Below are 15,915 nucleotides of genomic sequence, written 5' to 3'. Positions count from 1 at the left end.
ACCGATTATTGGAAACATTGTTCCAATCTGCCGACACCCAGTCGCCATACGCCAGAGAGTAGGATTGTGCCTGAAACATCAGCCTTACATGCACACACCAAGCATCGCCACAAGTTGTCCCTGTCGATGCGTTCCGGTTTTATGGAATATCGATTTGACACGGTCGCGCGCTGTTTCAACCTTGATGCCGAGCATATCGGCCGCTTCAGCAAGCGAGTGCCCATCGGCTAACCGTTCGCAAAACGCTATTTCCGCGCGAGTTAGCCGGTACTGTAGGGCAAATGCCGACAAGTCGCCAGGATCGCGGACGCGCGCATCCAAATCCCGGATCGAGACGAGGACCATCGGCCTTATCGGGAAAAGGGACAGGATGCCGCTTGCAGCCCCTGACATGGTGGGAAGCGGCGCAAGCGAAACTTGCCAGTTACGGTGATCCGTGCACAAAGGAATTCGGGACAATGTCGCCGGCAACCCTTTGGAGAGCGCAGAAATCTCATTGCGGAACAGCTTGTCGGCGCAGGTATCGGCGAGGGACACGCCGCCGCGCCGCAGCACAGTCACCGAACCTTCTGAAAACAGGTCAACAGCCCGCTGGTTCGCTTCACGCAGCTGCCGGTCGCCATCAATGACAAAGGCCGCGCAGCAGGCACGTTCTACCAAGGCGGCTCCGGCCATAGCGTCCTCGGTTCGTTTCCGAAGCAGGTGACCAAGATCAACCGCCCTTCGCAGGTGTCCTCGTATGCGGGCGAAGACTTCCGCCGCGGCGCGATCATATGTGCCAGCTTTGGACAGCGGATAGTGCATGGGAAGATGGATGACTTCTCGCAGCGATCCTTCAACTTTGATACCGACCGCCGCCTCAATGTTTTGCGGACGAAGCCAGTCATTGTAGAATTCGGTATCGGAGAACAGACGTGCAGGACAGTCTCTTTCGGCGATCAGTACGGTTCCGCTTTCGACCCTCTGCCACAAGGAGATCCAAGGATTCAATGGAGCGTAGTGTTCCGCATAAGATTTCAGGAATTCTGGGTCTATATTGTGCACTGCCTGAAAATTCAGTTTGTTCTCGGCAACATTGTGATTGAGGAGGGAGCATAACGATCCGGGGAATGCCTCCCCCAGCACGCGCGGAACCTCGTCCCACGCAGCGCTCCCTAGCGCCGCCGCGTCGATTGCCTCAGCAACGGCGCTGCCAATAGTAGCAACGCGTTTCTCGTCGTAGACGGGGCCAGGCCATCTTCCAACCCTGTCCGTCAGGCGGTCCTGTCCCATCGGCACGCCTTCCCCTCCATCCGCCAAACGCAAACCAGTGCGGAACCATGACAATACCCAACGTTGTTTCACGACAAAATAGACCAAAAGGGACAAATCCCTCAGGCCACCTAGTCAAATATACGTAAGTTGCACAACTGAGATAGCGGCGTCACCTGCCGAGGCAGCAACCAAACACTGCGGTTGGGCACAGAAGCCGGCAGGACCGCTGCCACGGCGATGCATCCTAAAAGATGACCGGCAATGCCACCCAAATGGGTGTTTCGAAAACCGCCATTTCACCGGATAATGAAAGCGGTCTGAGTATTGGGGGTGACGATGCGCGCGATCAAATCCAAAATCTGTCTGCAACCGTCCGACTGGACCGCCCCTGCCGGAAGCCTGTTTTGGCTCATCCTGCTCGTCATCGTGCTGATTGCGGGTCCGGTTTCTGCAATGCAAGCGGAATTCAAGCAGACCACATGCTGGTTCACCGTCCCCAAGGATCGCGATATGCGGTGCGGGCATCTGGTGGTGCCGGAAAACCGTACCAAAGAAAACAGCGCCGTTATCAAGTTGGCGGTTGTTATTTTCGAGCCGGATCGCGAGCGGCATGAGCCTGTTGTCTATCTAAGCGGGGGACCGGGTCAAGCTGCGCGGATCGAGAGCAAGGGTGACATCGAAGAATGGTGGAGCTTCATCGACAATGGCGCATGGTTACGCGGGCGCCGCTTGGTCGTATTGGACCAGCGGGGCGCCGGCCTGTCGGAACCGTCACTGAGCTGTTCGAAACACTACAGTCCTGCGGTCTGGAATGGAATTATATCACACGCTAATGACCCCCTCGATTTTGAGCTGGCGCAAAAACGCGAAGTAGAGGCATGCCGTGATGATTTGATCGGCAAGGGCATTGATCTGGCCGCCTACAATACCAGCGAGAACGCTGCCGACATTCACGACTTGCGTGTGGCGCTCAAAATAGAAAAATGGGTGCTGTTCGGCATTTCGTACGGAACGAAGGTTGCCTTGCACGTCCTGGAACATCATCCCCAGGAGATCATTGCCGCAGTGCTCGATTCAACGCTGCCGCTCGACGTCAACTACGTGGATCATGATGCTGCGAATTTGGACAGGGTCCTAAATAAACTTGATAAGGATTGTGCAGCGCACCGCGACTGCCGCGGTGGCATTGGAAATATAAAGGCATTGATCAACGAGATTGTGCAACAATTGGATGCCGAACCAATGTTGCTGCGGCTCAAAAAGAGGACCGCTCAACTGTGTTCACGCGGGTGTCGGGAGCCGACTTTCTGGAATTGATATTCAATCAATTCTATGATCGGGGCGCGATTGAAATGTTACCCCAGTTGATCCGGCAGACTGCGGACCAGGATTATGGACCGCTTGCCCAGATGCTCAGCTTTTACGACATGAAGGAAGACAGTCGCGCGTTCGCCGATGGTATGCATTTGTCGGTCGTATGCGGTGACCGCATGCCTCCTGCAGCGACGCCGAAAAAATTTGCGCTGTTGGAGAGCTGGGCGCGGGATAATTTCTACAATTGGGCTTGTCCGCTTTGGCCCTTTGCAAAATCGGTCGAACCAAATGGACCGCGCCAGAAAAATGAGGTTCCAGTCCTGCTGCTAGCAGGAGAGTATGATCCGGCTACTCCCTCGACCTGGGCAGAGGACTTGGCAAGGAGCATGGGGCGCAGTCAGTTGGTACTGTTTCGCGGCGTTGGCCATGATGTGATTGATGCCACGAAATGCGGTGGAGACGTGGTCGCCGACTTTCTGACAAATCCTCAAGACCGGATCAAAACATCCTGTGTGCGGGAGATGTCGGCTCCTCAATTTTCAGTACCCGAGGATGACAATACCGATGAACTCATGACTGTATCGGTGCTGCCATCAATGTTGCACAGATAAATTGGGTTGGACTCAAGCTTTTGGAGGGGTTCATGAGAAAATGTCTGGTCGTGGTAGTGGCCCTTTGCACTGCCTTATTCAGCGTTGGCGCGCAGGCCGCCTCCGAGAAACAACGGTCTGTTGTCGCGTGCACGACAGCACTTGCGAAAAAGAACCTGAAACCCGTCTCCGCACCGACAGCGACCTTCAATCCAAGAGGCAATCGTGTGACGGTTGAGGGGAAGGCGACGGGTGGTGCGAGCTATGTCTGCGAGACCCATAATAATATGGTCATCAGCATTGCAATAAAATGAACGCGTGCCGGCCCAAGACGGATGCGAGATTGTTTGTCCGGCGAAGGTCAAGCGTGCAAGCCCCACGCTCCATTATTCCCCATGCGCTTTTCCAGTCGCTGCCAAAACAAAAGCCCTGGCATCTGAGCTCAGTTCATGGCGTGAGCTTGGCCGCGTATAGAACATATGACCACCACGATAAAGCTTGAGGCCAACCCGGCCCGCTGCGAGCGATGACGGCAGATGATCGATGACATATTTGCTGATTCCATAGGGCGTTATCGCATCGCTATAGCCCTGCGCTACCAGCACGCGGAAAGATGGTATAACCGAAAGCAGGTCGCGAATATTGTCCGTCGCGCTCGCTTGGGCCCGCGCGCCGCCATTGGGGCCACGGCGGCCCCATTCCCAACGTTCATTTACATCGCTGGCAAGCAGCGTGTAGGTCATTTCCGTGCGGAAACCAAGTTCATTGCGGGCGTAGCTGGCCAAGGCCGCCCCATAGGCGCGGGTGAACCCGTCAAGGACCGGATCGCTGCTTCGGTCCGCATCGGACTCAGGATAAGGGTCTGCAACGGCAAAGGATGCATCATAGGGACTGACCACCTCGAATTCGTTGCCCTTCGAGTGTTTGACGTAAGCGTCTGTGAGAAAGCCGCGCGTGCGGCTTACCACCGCTTCGGGTATGCCGGTCAATTGCGAAACCCGCGCATAGAAGTCTATTGCCGTTTTTCCTGAGGGCTCGGGTCCTGCAAGCGTCACAAGATAGTCGGACATGGCAAATGCTTCCGCCTCTTCAATCGCCTGCGTGCTGAAGGTGTTTCGGCGTTCCATTTCTGCGGCTGCAAGTGAGGGAAGTTGAAGGGCCGCGCCCAGCGGATATTGGCTCGCCCCAAACAACAGCTGCCCCTCGATCAATGGCGACAGCATGATAATTCCAGAGACAAGAATACCTTGGCCATCTTTCAGTGCGGAGGCAACTTTCGCCGCGCGAAATCCTCCATAACTCTCACCAAGCAGGTATTTCGGCGAAGCCATGCGGTCATTGTGATTGACGTAGAGTGCGATCGCCTTGGCGATGCTCTCCGCATCCTGGCTTACGCCATAGAAATTCGAAGCGACGCTGTCGTTTGCTGCACGACTCCAGCCCGTGCCGACGGGATCAATCAGCACAAGGTCGGTGAATTCCAGCCAGCTATCGGGGTTATCCACGAGGGTGGGGCTGGTACCATCGTGTCCGCTCGGACCGAAATCGAGAATGCGTGGCCCAACCAGCCCAAGATGAAGATAGGCTGAAGCGGCCCCCGGTCCGCCGTTGAAGGCAAAGGTGAGGGGACGCCCCGATTGACCATTGCGCGCCACATAGGCCGTATAGAAAATCTTGGCAGATCGCGCGCCATCTTGCCCGAAGAGATCGAGCGTGCCAGCCTTTGCACTATAGGCAAGATCCTGTGTTTTGATCTTTAGGATGTGATCAGTAACCGAATCCGCCGGCAGGAGGCTCAAAATTCCTGTCGAAGCGATGCCGTTTGTCCTTTGCGGGGCTGCTTTCCCGGAAGACGGCTGAGATTGCGAGATCATCGCATTGTGCGCGTTCGCCCCACTGTCTTGCCGCGCATCGTTCTGCGAAAGGGCAGGAGAAGCCGCAAGCCCAAAGGCGACTGCAAGACATGCAATGGTGCGATTTAAAGACAATCTCAACCCTCCCGTAAGGAAATCACCAGAGTGTATGGCTTTTTGCCTGGAGGAGGGAACTCAATACATCTTGATCTGCTTTCAAGCACTGTTGTAGAGGCGCGCGTTGAAATGTGTTTCTCAGCTGATCGCCCGCTATTGAATTGCTCGGTCAAGCGCTCGAGCCGCGCCAGGAAAATTCATTGAGCCAAGAGCGTTCCTGGTCTATCGACATTCGTAGAGACGGGAGACTCCATGACAACGCAACAATATCTGGCCTTCGCCGTCATCGGCTTGATGATGATTGCTTTCGTCTGGGGGCGTGTTCGCTATGATATCGTGGCGATGTGCTCGCTCCTTGCAGCTCTCGCCGTGGGGATCGTGCCCCTTGAGGCGGCGTTCAGCGGTTTTAGCGATGAAATCGTCATTATCGTCGGCAGTGCACTTGTTGTGAGTGCCGGCGTGGCGCGCTCCGGCCTGATGGAAGCGGCTGTACAGCGTTTTGTGCCGGACCTGTCCTCCGTCAGGGCCCAGCTTGCCGTACTCGTGCTCATTGTAACTGTCCTGTCGGCTTTCGTAAAAAATATTGGGGCATTGGCAATCATGATTCCAATCGCCTTTCAGTTTGCCCGACGGTCCAATGTATCGGCGTCCGTGTTTCTGATGCCCATGGCATTCGGCGCACTGATCGGCGGTCTGATGACCCAAATCGGCACCTCGCCAAACATTGTGGTTTCGCGCGTACGTGCGGAAATGGTTGGACAAAGTTTTTCCATGTTTGATTTCACGCCCGTTGGCGCGACGCTGGCTGCTGCCGGGATCATTTATCTGGTGTTGTTCTACCGGCTTGTACCGGAAAGGACGCGCGAAACCGTTTCTGTCGCCGAAGCGATCGAAATTCGCAATTATGTGTCCGAGGCGGCCGTGGCGAAGGACTCTGCAGCGGTCGGCAAGACGGTGATGGATCTGGTGAAGCCGGCCGAGGGTGGCGCGAAGGTAACATCTATTGTTCGGGCCAATCACCGCGTTACACCGCTTCCCGATTCTGTACTGGCAGAAGGTGACGTATTGGTGCTTGAGGGTAACCCGCATGCGCTCGACGCCATCGTCATGGCGGGGCGGCTGAAGTTGTCGAGTAACCGGTTCCCATCCGATAAGGAGCAATCGGCCGAAATCGAGGCCATCGAGGCGGTCATCGGTGAACACTCGCCGCTTATCGATATGTCAGCGCAGCGACTTGCCATGTTCGATCAGTATAACGTCAATTTGCTGGCAGTCAGCCGTCATGGTGAACGGATCGAGCAGCGTCTGGGCGAAATCACCTTCCGGTTTGGCGACGTTATTGTGCTTCAGGGGCAAAGCAGTGTGCTGCCGTCGCTACTACGCGAATTCGGATGTCTGCCGCTGGCAAAACGGACGATCATGCTGGGAAGTGTCAGGCGCGGGCTCATACCGCTTTTCATCCTGCTGTGTGCGATAGGAGCAACGGCAATCGGTCTGCTTCCGGTCTCGATTGCATTCTTTTCCGGCGCCGTCGCAATGGTCCTGTTTCGTGCTATTCCACTGTCTGAGGTGTACGGGGCCATTGACGGCCCGATACTGATTATGCTCGCCGCCCTCATACCTGTTAGTGACGCCTTGCGGACATCGGGCGGCACCGATCTGATCGCCTACTGGCTCACACAGGTCGCCCATCAGTTGCCGCCCTTCGGCGCACTGACCCTCATACTGGTGGCCGCAATGGCGGTTACACCCTTTTTGAACAATGCTGCAACGGTACTGGTGATGGCGCCCATTGCTACGAGCTTCGCCAGCACCCTCGGCTTTAAGCCGGAAGCTTTCTTGATGGCCGTGGCGATCGGCGCGGGCTGCGATTTCCTGACACCGATCGGCCACCAATGCAACACGCTGGTCATGGGCACCGGCGGCTATAGGTTCAGTGACTATCCGCGCCTTGGTTTGCCGCTATCATTGATTATCGTGCTGACGGCGGTGCCAGCATTGATGGTGTTCTGGCCACTCACGTAACGACAGTTTGTCGCTTTGCACTTTGAGCGCATTCCTCAAAATCTGTGGTTGTGTGCCTGAAGCGACAGGCTTCTGCGGGAGTGCGTTGTATCGTGCTCCACAGCCAGCGACATGCCAAAGCGCCAGAACCCGTGTTCGTTTCGGTTCATTCGGACTTTTCCTGATACCGAACACCAACTGCGCCTGTCAATTCACCAGCTGTATGAAGAATACCATATAAATAATTGACATTAAACGTAAGTCTTGCGTCCCAGAGAAAGTGGCTCAACGCGTTTGAAATTACTGCCCTTTCCACGTCGAAGGTCAGCGGGAGCGCGAACCCCAAACGTAGCGGCTGGCTTGCGGCAATTTTTGACAGCCGTGACTTCCCTTCATAATACACTTGAAACATTCAATTTACATTTGTATGATGCAATTCGATTTACCGCATTTGGAACCCCAAAATGAGCCGCGCCCTCTTTATCCGTGGAGCCAACGATGCCTATGTCGCCCCCTTCAACCTTCGTGAGGGGCAACCTGGCGAGGTGCTTATCGACGTGGCTTGCGTGGGGCTGTGTGGTTCCGATCTCCACTATTACAAGGATGGTGGGATCGGCTCTGCCGTGGTCAAAGAACCGTTTGTTCCAGGACACGAATTTGGCGGCTATCTCTGCGAAGATTTTGATGATCTTGGGCTGGTCAAAGGATCGCTTGTGGCAGTGGACCCGAACCGTGCTTGTGGGCATTGCGAGTATTGCGAAAAAGGCTATGCCAATCTTTGCCCCAATGTTGAATTTATCGGAGCTCCGCCTTTCAACGGGGCGATGACGGAGCGGATCTGGGTTCCATCATCGCAGATTGTGCCATTGCCCGAGAATTTCACCCCGCTCGAAGCGGTCATGCTTGAGCCTTTGGGTGTTGCAATTCATGCTGTCGATCTTGCCAAGCCCAGACTCCTGGAGCGGGTGGCGCTGGTCGGTTGCGGTCCCATTGGCCTCCTTATACTTCAGGTCCTCAAAGCCGCCGGCGCCGGCGAGATTCTCGCCGTTGATCCACTGCAGCACCGCCGTGACATGGCCGGGCAACTTGGCGCCGCCCGCACGGGCACTTCAGTTGACGATATTCGTGAATGGACGGATCGTGCAGGCGCGCCACTCGTCATCGAGGCCACCAATTCACCACTTGGTTTCCGTGACGCGGTCGTTGCTGCAAAGATTGGCGGGCGCATCGTGCTTGTTGGCATACCTGACGGCGATACCTACACCTTGCCTGCTGCCGAAGCGCGTCGGCGCGGGCTCAAGATCAAATTCGCGCGCCGGATGGGAGAGGTCTATCCGCGCGCAATCGAACTCGTCGCTGGAGGAAAGGTCGATGTCACTTCACTTGTGACACATCAAGTCGGTCTGGACGAGGCTCCCGATACATTTCGCAACCATGCGGACAATGTGCCAGGATACATCAAGAGTCTGATCTACCCGAAAGGCTTTTCAAAACTGGGAGGATGACGTGAGAAAGCTTTTATATGCATCACTAAGCGCGATGGCGCTTTTGGCCGGCGTCATATCGTTGCCGTCCGTATCGCTCGCTGCAGATTGGCTTGAGACTGCGGCCCAACCCTTCAAGGGCAAAGAGATCAACGTGATTTTCCTGGATCGGCCAGGCTATCGCGCCGTTATCAAGCTCCTGCCGGAGTTCGAGAAGAAGACGGGGATCAAGGTCAACTACGAAATTGTGCCCTATGAGAACACGCGTGAAAAACAGGTGCTCAACTTCACCTCCAACGGCGATCTGACAATTGCTCTGGTCGACCTTGTCTGGATTGGTGAATTTGCCGAAAACAACTGGATCGCGCCCATTGATGAGTTTACCGCAGACAAGTCCATCACCGATCCAAATCTGAAGCTTGAGGGTTTCTTTCCGCTGTTGCTTGATGCGTTCGGCTCTTGGGGCGGCAAGACCTATGGACTTCCCTTCGACAATTATTCGGGCCTTTTGTTCTATAATTCCTGCCAGTTGAAAGAGGCAGGCTTCGAAAAACCGCCCGCGACCTGGGACGAGTTGATGAAGGACTACGCTCCGAAGCTGACGGACGCGGCCAAGAATCGCTATGCATTCGCCCTGCAGTCGCTGCGAGGTGAAACGCAGTCCGCCGATAGCTTCATGCGGGTCTTGTGGCCATTTGGCGGATCACTTCTGACCAAGGAATTCAAGTCCAATCTGCTCAGTGCGGAAAGCCAAAAGGGTCTGACATTTCGTCAGGAGCTGATGAAATATATGCCTCCTGGCATTGTCAGCTTCGATCACGCGGAAGCGGTCAACGCACTTGCCCAAGGACAAGTGTCCATGATCACCGAATGGTCTGCCTTTTACGGCACCTTGACCGATCCGGCGACGTCCAAGCTTGGTGATTGTCTGGGCGTAGCTCCAGAACCAGCTGGCCCTGCCGGAAGACTGCCCGCCCTTGGCGGCTTCTCTCTTGCCGTCGCACAACAGGCTCCCGATGATCTGAAGAAAGCATCCTGGCTCTTTATTCAGTGGGCGACATCAGAGGAAATCGCCCGGCCCTATGTCGAAGCCGGCGGTGTTTCGGGGCGAACGTCCATATATGAGCAGGCAGACATCAAGGCGAAGTATAAGTTCGTCGAGCCTATGGTCGCTTCCTGGCAAAAAGGTGTGCCTGAATTCCGGCCTCGATTCCCGGCTTGGCCAGCAATATCCGAGGTGGTCGCCGAATGGGGCTCCAAGATGATGCTGGGTGAGGTTACCACCGAAGCCGGCGCCAAAGAGATTGGCACCCGCATGGAGAGCATCCTTGGCAAGGAAGGCTACTATGACGGTAAGAAGGAACTGCTGCAGTAAGTCAGTGTTGCTGTGTTGAAGGAGGGGGATGGAAGAAATTTCTTCCGCTCCCTTGCTCAAAGCTTCAGGAGGCAGCGTTGTCCAGCTTATACAATCAGGCTCTCCAGGACCTATCGGCTGTCTTTGATCGTATCGACGAAAAGGCAGTCGATGCCGCCGTTGATGTAATCGGCGATGCCGAACGCATCGCGCTTTATGGCGTTGGCCGCGAGGGGTTGCAGATCAAGGGCCTCGCCATGCGGCTTTTCCATCTGGGGCTCAAGGCGTCAGTGGTCGGCGATATGACAACGCCGCCTGTCGGCAAGGGGGACTTGCTGATCGTCTCCGCCGGTCCCGGCAGCTTCTCAACTGTGCTCGGATTAATGGGGGAGGCCAAGGCAGCTGGCGCAAAAACCCTTGTGGTCACAGCGCAGCCCAACGGCGAAGCTGCCGGGCGGGCTGACCACGTATTGACCATTCCAGCGCAGACGATGGCCGATGATCGGGGCGCACGCACTTCCGTTCTGCCGATGGGCTCGCTATTTGAAGGTGCGCAGTATGTCCTCTTTGAGGTGATCGTTCTAAAACTCAAGGAACGGCTCGCCATATCGCCCGAGACAATGCGCGCCAATCATACCAATCTGGAATGAACGTCCGGGCGCTTTGTACCAGATGAGGAAGGAAGGAGACTTCGTGGGGCAGACACGGACCAAACTCAATCCGGGCTACGGACGTTGGACGCCATTCTGGTTTCTTGCACCGGCCGTCTTTGCCTTGCTGGTCATCGGCATCTATCCGACGATTTCGGCGTTGGTGACCTCGTTCAGGCGATACAATATCACCCGTCCGCGCGACGGATTTCCCTTCGTCGGGTTCGACAACTATATCAGCGTGCTGTCTGATCAGACCTTCTGGCAATCCCTGGGCCTGACAACGCAGTTCTTTTTGACGGTGCTGCCTTTTGAACTCCTGTTTGGCATTTGCATTGCACTGCTCTTGCATCAACCAGGTCAAGGTCTGTTGCGTGCCTTGGCGCGCGTGTCACTGGTCGTTCCACTCGCCACGACCTATGCGGTCGTCGGTCTGATCGGGCGATTGGTTTTTAACCGTGATTTTGGCGTTGCCAACCAGTTTCTCGATTGGATCGGAATTGGCGGCCTTGACTGGCTTGGCTCGACGACGGGCGCTTTCATTGCGATTGCGGTAATGGACATCTGGCAATGGACGCCGTTTTGCGCCCTTATCTTTCTCGCCGGTTTGTCCATGGTACCGGTTGAGATCGAGGAAGCGGCCAGGCTGGAGACAACCTCCAAACTGGCGCAACTGCGGTACGTGCAGCTGCCCTATCTGTTGCCCGGGCTGACGGCAATGTTGATCCTGCGTTCGGCCGATATCCTCAAGCTCTTTGATATGGTCTTCGTCATGACGCGGGGCGGGCCGGGTGCTGCCACCGACCTCGTCTCCGTTTACATTCAACGTGTGGGATTTCGTATCTTCGACATGGGCACCGCCTCGGCTCAGGCCATTCTGCTTTTGATCGTCACAATCATCCTAAGCCGGCTCTACATCAAGCTTATCTACAAGGAGATCGAATGATGCTTCGCCGCCTGCTCCATGGCCTGGGCCTTGTGGTCGTCCTTTGCTTTACGCTGTTTCCATTTTACTGGATGGTTTCCTCCAGCTTCAAGGATCAAACCGATCTGTTGGCCTCGCCGCCGGTCTGGTTATTTACGCCCACGCTCGCCAACTATGCTGACATTTTCGCCGATGAGAAAGTGTTCGGTGCCATCGTCAACTCGTTGATTATCGCGACGCTGACAACGGCGCTTTCAGTGCTTCTGGGCGCGCCGGCCGCCTATGCTTTGGCTCGTTTCGATTTTCGCGGTAAATCAGACCTTTGGTTCTGGTTCATTTCCAATCGCATGATCAGCCCGATCGTCTTGGCTCTTCCGGTCTATCTGCTCGCACTGCAAATGAATCTTCTCGATACCCATCTTGTGCTTGTTCTGATTTATCTGACATTCAATCTGCCGATCGTGGTGTGGATTTGTACCGATCAATTCCGTTCCATCCCAATCGAACTGGAGCAGGCCGCACGCCTTGACGGCGCCAATCAGTTTACGATCTTCCGCAAGATCTATATTCCGCTCGGATTGCCCGGCATCGCCGTCTCGGCGATCTTCAGTTTCATCTTTTCATGGAATGAACTGCTCTATGCCCTTGTTCTAACACGCAGAAGTGTCCAGACAGCGCCCGTGATCGCAACGAGCTTTATGTCTGGCTACGAGTTGCCCTGGGGCAAGATCATGGCGACGGGCACGGTCATCGTGTTGCCTGTAACGATATTTGCCTTGCTCGTCTCCAAACACATGGTTCGGGGTCTCACTATGGGCGCAACCAAATGACTGGATCGCAACCGCCTTCCATGCAACTTGGGATCAATCTTTCGTTTTGCGTCAAGCGATGGGTAACGCCGGAGCTCTGGGCGCCGATTGTTCGCGAGCAGCTAGACCTTGATCTTGTGCAATTGTCGTTCGACCTCGTCGATCCCATGTGGCCAGACGACGTTCTTCAAGATTGTGCAAGAGACATCCGCGCTGCGGCTGATCAATATTCGATCGCGATCCACAGCGCTTTCATCGGTCTGGCTCACTATACGTTCAACCAGCTGCTCCACCCCAATGCGCGTGTTCGCGACGTGGCGGAAGAATGGATGACACGGGCTTATCGTTTTGCTGGTCTGGCGGGGATTAACCGCGTCGGCGGTCCGCTCGGCGCAATTGCGTCACGAACGGATGGCGTCGAGATGGATAGCATTCCTGCGTCTGACTACGATGATCTGATTGCCCGATTGAACAGGCTCTCTGTAGCAGCACAACGATCTGGAATCGTTGAACTTTACATCGAACCAACGCCGATGCGGCGCGAATGGCCATGGACAATTTCCCAGGCGCAGCGCATGGCGGCGGACCTGGCCGGTACGCCGGTTCCTTGGAAATTCTGCCTTGACTGGGGACACGCGACATTCGAGCCGCTTTACGGACGGTACCGGGCGAGGATGGCGCAATGGCTTCAAGACTTGGCGCCGCACGTCGGCATGGTGCATGTGCAACAAACTGACTTTCAATATGATCGCCACTGGGACTTTACCGAAACAGGCGCCGTCAACCCGGCTGAGGCTGCTCGATTGCAACGCGAAGCCGGCCTTGCGAACCAGCCGGTTTTCCTTGAAGTGTTCTATCCATTCGAGCGGGATGATGCATCGATTCTCAAAGCACTCGCCCATACGATATCTGTCCTCAAACCGGCCTTTGCCTGAGAACTCCCTTGAACGAAACCATTGCCGACGAAGCACTTTCATATTCTCAAGCCGATACCGAGCAAATCCGGGCGCGTGTGGCGTGGTATTATTATGTTGGCGGCCTGACCCAGCAGGAGATTGCCGACAAGCTGTCGATAACGCGTTTGCGTGTGAACAAGATTGTCGTGCAGGCGCGAAACGATGGTCTGGTCAGTGTCGACATCAGAATGCCGCTCACGCATTGCGTGGTTCTGGAGGAGAAATTGAAGGAACGCTTCGGGCTTGTCGATTGTTCGGTCGTGCCTTCGGTTCCGCATATGGGCGATTTGCACAGGGTCTTGGGCCGCGCCACCGCGGCGATGCTGGATCCTCTCCTCGTCGATGGCAAGGGATTTGGCATTGGCTGGGGCCAGACGCTGTCGGCAGCGCGAAGGCACCTGACGCCGCGGCGCCTCGGCAATGCCTGGGTCGCGGCCCTCATGGGTGGGTTGACACGCGGCTCGGGGACAAACACCTTTGAAGTATCGACGGAATTTGCGCGAATTCTGGGTGCTGAATGCTATTATGTTGCCGCTCCCATCTACTGTCCCTCCAGCGAAAGCAGGACGACCTTGCTTACCCATTATGGTTTGGCCGAGGTGATGGAACGTGGCCGCAACACGTCCGTCGCCTTGATCGCGTGCGGCGACCTTTCCGATCAATCGCTGCTTGCCAAGACGCAGATCGTTACGGAGAATTTGCCAACGTTGAAAGCCGCCGGTGCAGTTGGGGATATCCTTGGCGTGTTCCTTGATGAAAACGGTAAGCCGGTCGATCACCCGCTAAACCAGCGGGTCATGGCCATGAGTCCATCAGACTTGAAACGCATTCCATCGTCTATCCTGGCGTCGGGCGCCATGTACAAGGCTCCCATTATCAGGGCTGTTTTACGTGCTGGCTACGTCAATCGTCTGGTCACGGATGAAGATGTTGCAGAAGCGATCCTGAGGGCGCCATGAAAACGGCAGCATCAAGCAAGGCACAGGTGCACACGCGATGAACCATCTCCTGGCAATCGATGTCGGAACACTGTCAGCCCGAGCAGGGATCTTCGATGGTGAAGGAACACTGCATGCAACCGCGGCTGCTTCGTTCGAGTTGATCACGCCGGCCGAGCATCATGCGATCTACCGTATGGAAGATATCTGGACGGCCGTTTGCAGGGCAGTTGCACAATGCATTGCCCAGATCCCAGGCGGCGCGAAGACGATCGCGGGAATAGCGTTCGATGCGACGTCATCGGTCTATATTGATGCACAAGGAGAGCCACCCCTTGATGGTGGCGGTGATGTAATCTGCTGGATGGATCATCGCGGCGAAGCGCAAGCAGCGGAAGTCGATGCGACGGGACACCGTTTTCTCAGCCACGTCGGCGGATCGCTCTCGCCAGAAACGAACCTGCCGAAGCTTTTGTGGCTCAAGCGAAATCGCCCCGAGGCCTGGGCAAGCGTGCGAGGCGTGCGCGACCTTTGTGACGAGCTTGCCCGGCGTGCAACCTCCGTCGGGCGTCATTCGGTTTGCGGTCTGGCTTGCAAATGGCCCTACCTTCCCAATGATCCGGAGCCCTGGTGCCAGGATTTGCTCGATGATCTTGGTATCGGCGACCTGACAACGCTCGACCATCTGAGCGACAGGCCCGGCAAGGTCGGCGAGGTTCACGCAACGGTGTCCAAGAAAGCGGCCGCAGAACTTGGCATCTTGGCCGGCGTACCGGTTGCTATTGGCTTGATCGACGCGGAGGCAGGGGCGCTCGGCGTTCTGGGACGCAACTACCTTGCCCGAATGAACAATCTGTTGCCCATGATCGGTGGTACATCAACCTGTTACATGCCGTTTGCACGCGATGAACGGTTTGTTCCCGGGGTGTGGGGCCCGTTCAAGGATGCCGTTTTTCCTGGCTACTGGATGCATGAGGCTGGTCAAAGCCTTTCCGGTACAGCTCTTGACGCGGTGCTCGCGCATCATCCGGCAAGCCCCGGCGAGCCGAGCAGCGAGCTGCACCGGCAAACCGCCAACCGGATTTTGAAACTGCTGGACGAAGAGGGATCGGGTTTCGCCGCAACGCGCCATATTATTCCAGATTGGCTTGGCAATCGGGCGCCACTTGGCGATGGCCGGGTTCGCGCGCTGGCCACGGGTCTTGGCACGGAAACAGGCGAGCGGTCGTTTCTTGAAAGCTATTACGCCACGGCGCGAGCCCTTGCCTTGCAGACACGGCACATTATCGATCATCTCAATGCCCGCGGCCGCTATGCCATCGATAGCGTGGCGCTGGCAGGCGGCCATCTGCATAATCCCCTCCTGGTGAGACTTTACCGTGATGCAAGCGGCGCGAAACTCATTGTCAGTGACGCCAAAGAACCGGTGCTGCTAGGAACAGCCATGGTGGCTTCGCTCGCAGCGGGGCTTTATCCCGATCTGTTCACGGCCCTTGAAGCCATGGCACCTCGGCAAACGACATTGGAACCCGATCCCGATTGGCAATTGGCTCATGACGCCGCCTATCGCATCTACTTGAAGCTGTTCAACGTCAGGAACGAGGTGGAGGTCGCCGGCCGGGCGCTTGAAGCCCTTTTGCCCCATAAACACAGCGGAGCCCTTTAGC

General features: G+C 56.1%; 14 protein-coding genes. 12 read left to right on the top strand and 2 right to left on the bottom strand.

Going from position 1 to position 15,915, the window contains the following annotated elements; translation table 11 throughout:
- Nucleotides 1-84: 84 nt before the first annotated feature.
- Entirely contained in the window at nucleotides 85-1,359 is a 1,275-nt protein-coding gene (locus N8E89_RS24920; protein WP_262262481.1) for a helix-turn-helix transcriptional regulator, read from the bottom strand.
- A 426-nt stretch (nucleotides 1,360-1,785) separates the two neighbouring features.
- Between N8E89_RS24920 and N8E89_RS24915 the strand changes: the two genes are divergently transcribed.
- Genes N8E89_RS24915 through N8E89_RS24905 form a run of 3 tightly spaced genes read left to right on the top strand, consistent with a single transcriptional unit; the run spans nucleotide 1,786 to nucleotide 3,472 of the window.
- Nucleotides 1,786-2,571, top strand: a complete 786-nt coding sequence (locus N8E89_RS24915) for an alpha/beta fold hydrolase (protein WP_262262480.1) — start codon at nucleotides 1,786-1,788, stop codon at nucleotides 2,569-2,571.
- Between the two features lie 35 nt (nucleotides 2,572-2,606).
- Nucleotides 2,607-3,179, top strand: a complete 573-nt coding sequence (locus N8E89_RS24910; protein ID WP_262262479.1) for an alpha/beta hydrolase — start codon at nucleotides 2,607-2,609, stop codon at nucleotides 3,177-3,179.
- 32 nt (nucleotides 3,180-3,211) lie between these two features.
- On the top strand, nucleotides 3,212-3,472 hold the full coding sequence (locus tag N8E89_RS24905) for a hypothetical protein (protein ID WP_262262478.1): 261 nt from the start codon (nucleotides 3,212-3,214) through the stop codon (nucleotides 3,470-3,472).
- Between the two features lie 72 nt (nucleotides 3,473-3,544).
- On the opposite strand, the gene N8E89_RS24900 is transcribed toward N8E89_RS24905, so the two are convergent.
- Nucleotides 3,545-5,032: a S10 family peptidase gene (locus N8E89_RS24900; RefSeq protein WP_410010464.1), complete on the bottom strand. Its 1,488-nt coding sequence runs from the start codon at nucleotides 5,030-5,032 to the stop codon at nucleotides 3,545-3,547.
- A 348-nt stretch (nucleotides 5,033-5,380) separates the two neighbouring features.
- Between N8E89_RS24900 and N8E89_RS24895 the strand changes: the two genes are divergently transcribed.
- The 9 genes from N8E89_RS24895 (at nucleotide 5,381) to N8E89_RS24855 (ending at nucleotide 15,914) form a co-directional block, all read left to right on the top strand.
- Nucleotides 5,381-7,153 carry an SLC13 family permease gene (locus N8E89_RS24895; RefSeq protein WP_262262476.1) on the top strand — a complete coding sequence of 591 codons (1,773 nt, stop codon included), beginning with the start codon at nucleotides 5,381-5,383 and terminating at the stop codon, nucleotides 7,151-7,153.
- A 443-nt stretch (nucleotides 7,154-7,596) separates the two neighbouring features.
- The gene (locus N8E89_RS24890; protein WP_262262475.1) at nucleotides 7,597-8,637 is read left to right on the top strand and encodes a zinc-dependent alcohol dehydrogenase; all 1,041 of its coding nucleotides are present in this window, start codon (nucleotides 7,597-7,599) and stop codon (nucleotides 8,635-8,637) included.
- Nucleotides 8,638-8,671: 34 nt separating this feature from the next.
- A complete protein-coding gene (locus N8E89_RS24885; RefSeq protein ID WP_262263323.1) occupies nucleotides 8,672-9,991 on the top strand; it encodes an ABC transporter substrate-binding protein in 1,320 nt (439 codons plus the stop codon).
- Nucleotides 9,992-10,068: 77 nt separating this feature from the next.
- Entirely contained in the window at nucleotides 10,069-10,620 is a 552-nt protein-coding gene (locus tag N8E89_RS24880; protein ID WP_262262474.1) for an SIS domain-containing protein, read from the top strand.
- A 43-nt stretch (nucleotides 10,621-10,663) separates the two neighbouring features.
- Nucleotides 10,664-11,566 (top strand): carbohydrate ABC transporter permease, encoded by a 903-nt coding sequence (locus N8E89_RS24875; RefSeq protein WP_262262473.1) that lies wholly within the window; start codon nucleotides 10,664-10,666, stop codon nucleotides 11,564-11,566.
- Entirely contained in the window at nucleotides 11,563-12,375 is an 813-nt protein-coding gene (locus tag N8E89_RS24870) for a carbohydrate ABC transporter permease (RefSeq protein WP_112760562.1), read from the top strand. The genes N8E89_RS24875 and N8E89_RS24870 overlap by 4 nt, the downstream gene beginning before the upstream one ends.
- Nucleotides 12,372-13,289: a sugar phosphate isomerase/epimerase family protein gene (locus tag N8E89_RS24865; RefSeq protein ID WP_262262472.1), complete on the top strand. Its 918-nt coding sequence runs from the start codon at nucleotides 12,372-12,374 to the stop codon at nucleotides 13,287-13,289. Before N8E89_RS24870 ends, N8E89_RS24865 begins: the two co-directional genes overlap by 4 nt.
- Before the next feature lie 8 nt (nucleotides 13,290-13,297).
- Complete coding sequence (locus N8E89_RS24860; protein WP_262262471.1) at nucleotides 13,298-14,269, top strand: sugar-binding transcriptional regulator; 972 nt, start codon at nucleotides 13,298-13,300, stop codon at nucleotides 14,267-14,269.
- Between the two features lie 37 nt (nucleotides 14,270-14,306).
- A complete protein-coding gene (locus N8E89_RS24855) occupies nucleotides 14,307-15,914 on the top strand; it encodes an FGGY-family carbohydrate kinase (RefSeq protein WP_262262470.1) in 1,608 nt (535 codons plus the stop codon).
- Nucleotide 15,915 lies beyond the last annotated feature (1 nt).

The sequence above is a fragment of the Phyllobacterium sp. A18/5-2 genome (assembly GCF_025452215.1).
Taxonomy (GTDB): Bacteria; Pseudomonadota; Alphaproteobacteria; order Rhizobiales; family Rhizobiaceae; genus Phyllobacterium; species Phyllobacterium sophorae.
Note: the sequence above shows the minus strand (reverse complement) of the source record. Positions and strands in the feature narration are given on the sequence as shown.

Coding starts and splice junctions, on each gene's coding strand:
- N8E89_RS24855 (WP_262262470.1), top strand. CDS start 14,307: ATGAACCATCTCCTGGCAATCGATGTCGGAACACTGTCAGCCCGAGCA.
- N8E89_RS24870 (WP_112760562.1), top strand. CDS start 11,563: ATGATGCTTCGCCGCCTGCTCCATGGCCTGGGCCTTGTGGTCGTCCTT.
- N8E89_RS24890 (WP_262262475.1), top strand. CDS start 7,597: ATGAGCCGCGCCCTCTTTATCCGTGGAGCCAACGATGCCTATGTCGCC.
- N8E89_RS24865 (WP_262262472.1), top strand. CDS start 12,372: ATGACTGGATCGCAACCGCCTTCCATGCAACTTGGGATCAATCTTTCG.
- N8E89_RS24905 (WP_262262478.1), top strand. CDS start 3,212: ATGAGAAAATGTCTGGTCGTGGTAGTGGCCCTTTGCACTGCCTTATTC.
- N8E89_RS24885 (WP_262263323.1), top strand. CDS start 8,672: ATGGCGCTTTTGGCCGGCGTCATATCGTTGCCGTCCGTATCGCTCGCT.
- N8E89_RS24910 (WP_262262479.1), top strand. CDS start 2,607: ATGTTACCCCAGTTGATCCGGCAGACTGCGGACCAGGATTATGGACCG.
- N8E89_RS24895 (WP_262262476.1), top strand. CDS start 5,381: ATGACAACGCAACAATATCTGGCCTTCGCCGTCATCGGCTTGATGATG.
- N8E89_RS24900 (WP_410010464.1), bottom strand. CDS start 5,032: ATGATCTCGCAATCTCAGCCGTCTTCCGGGAAAGCAGCCCCGCAAAGG.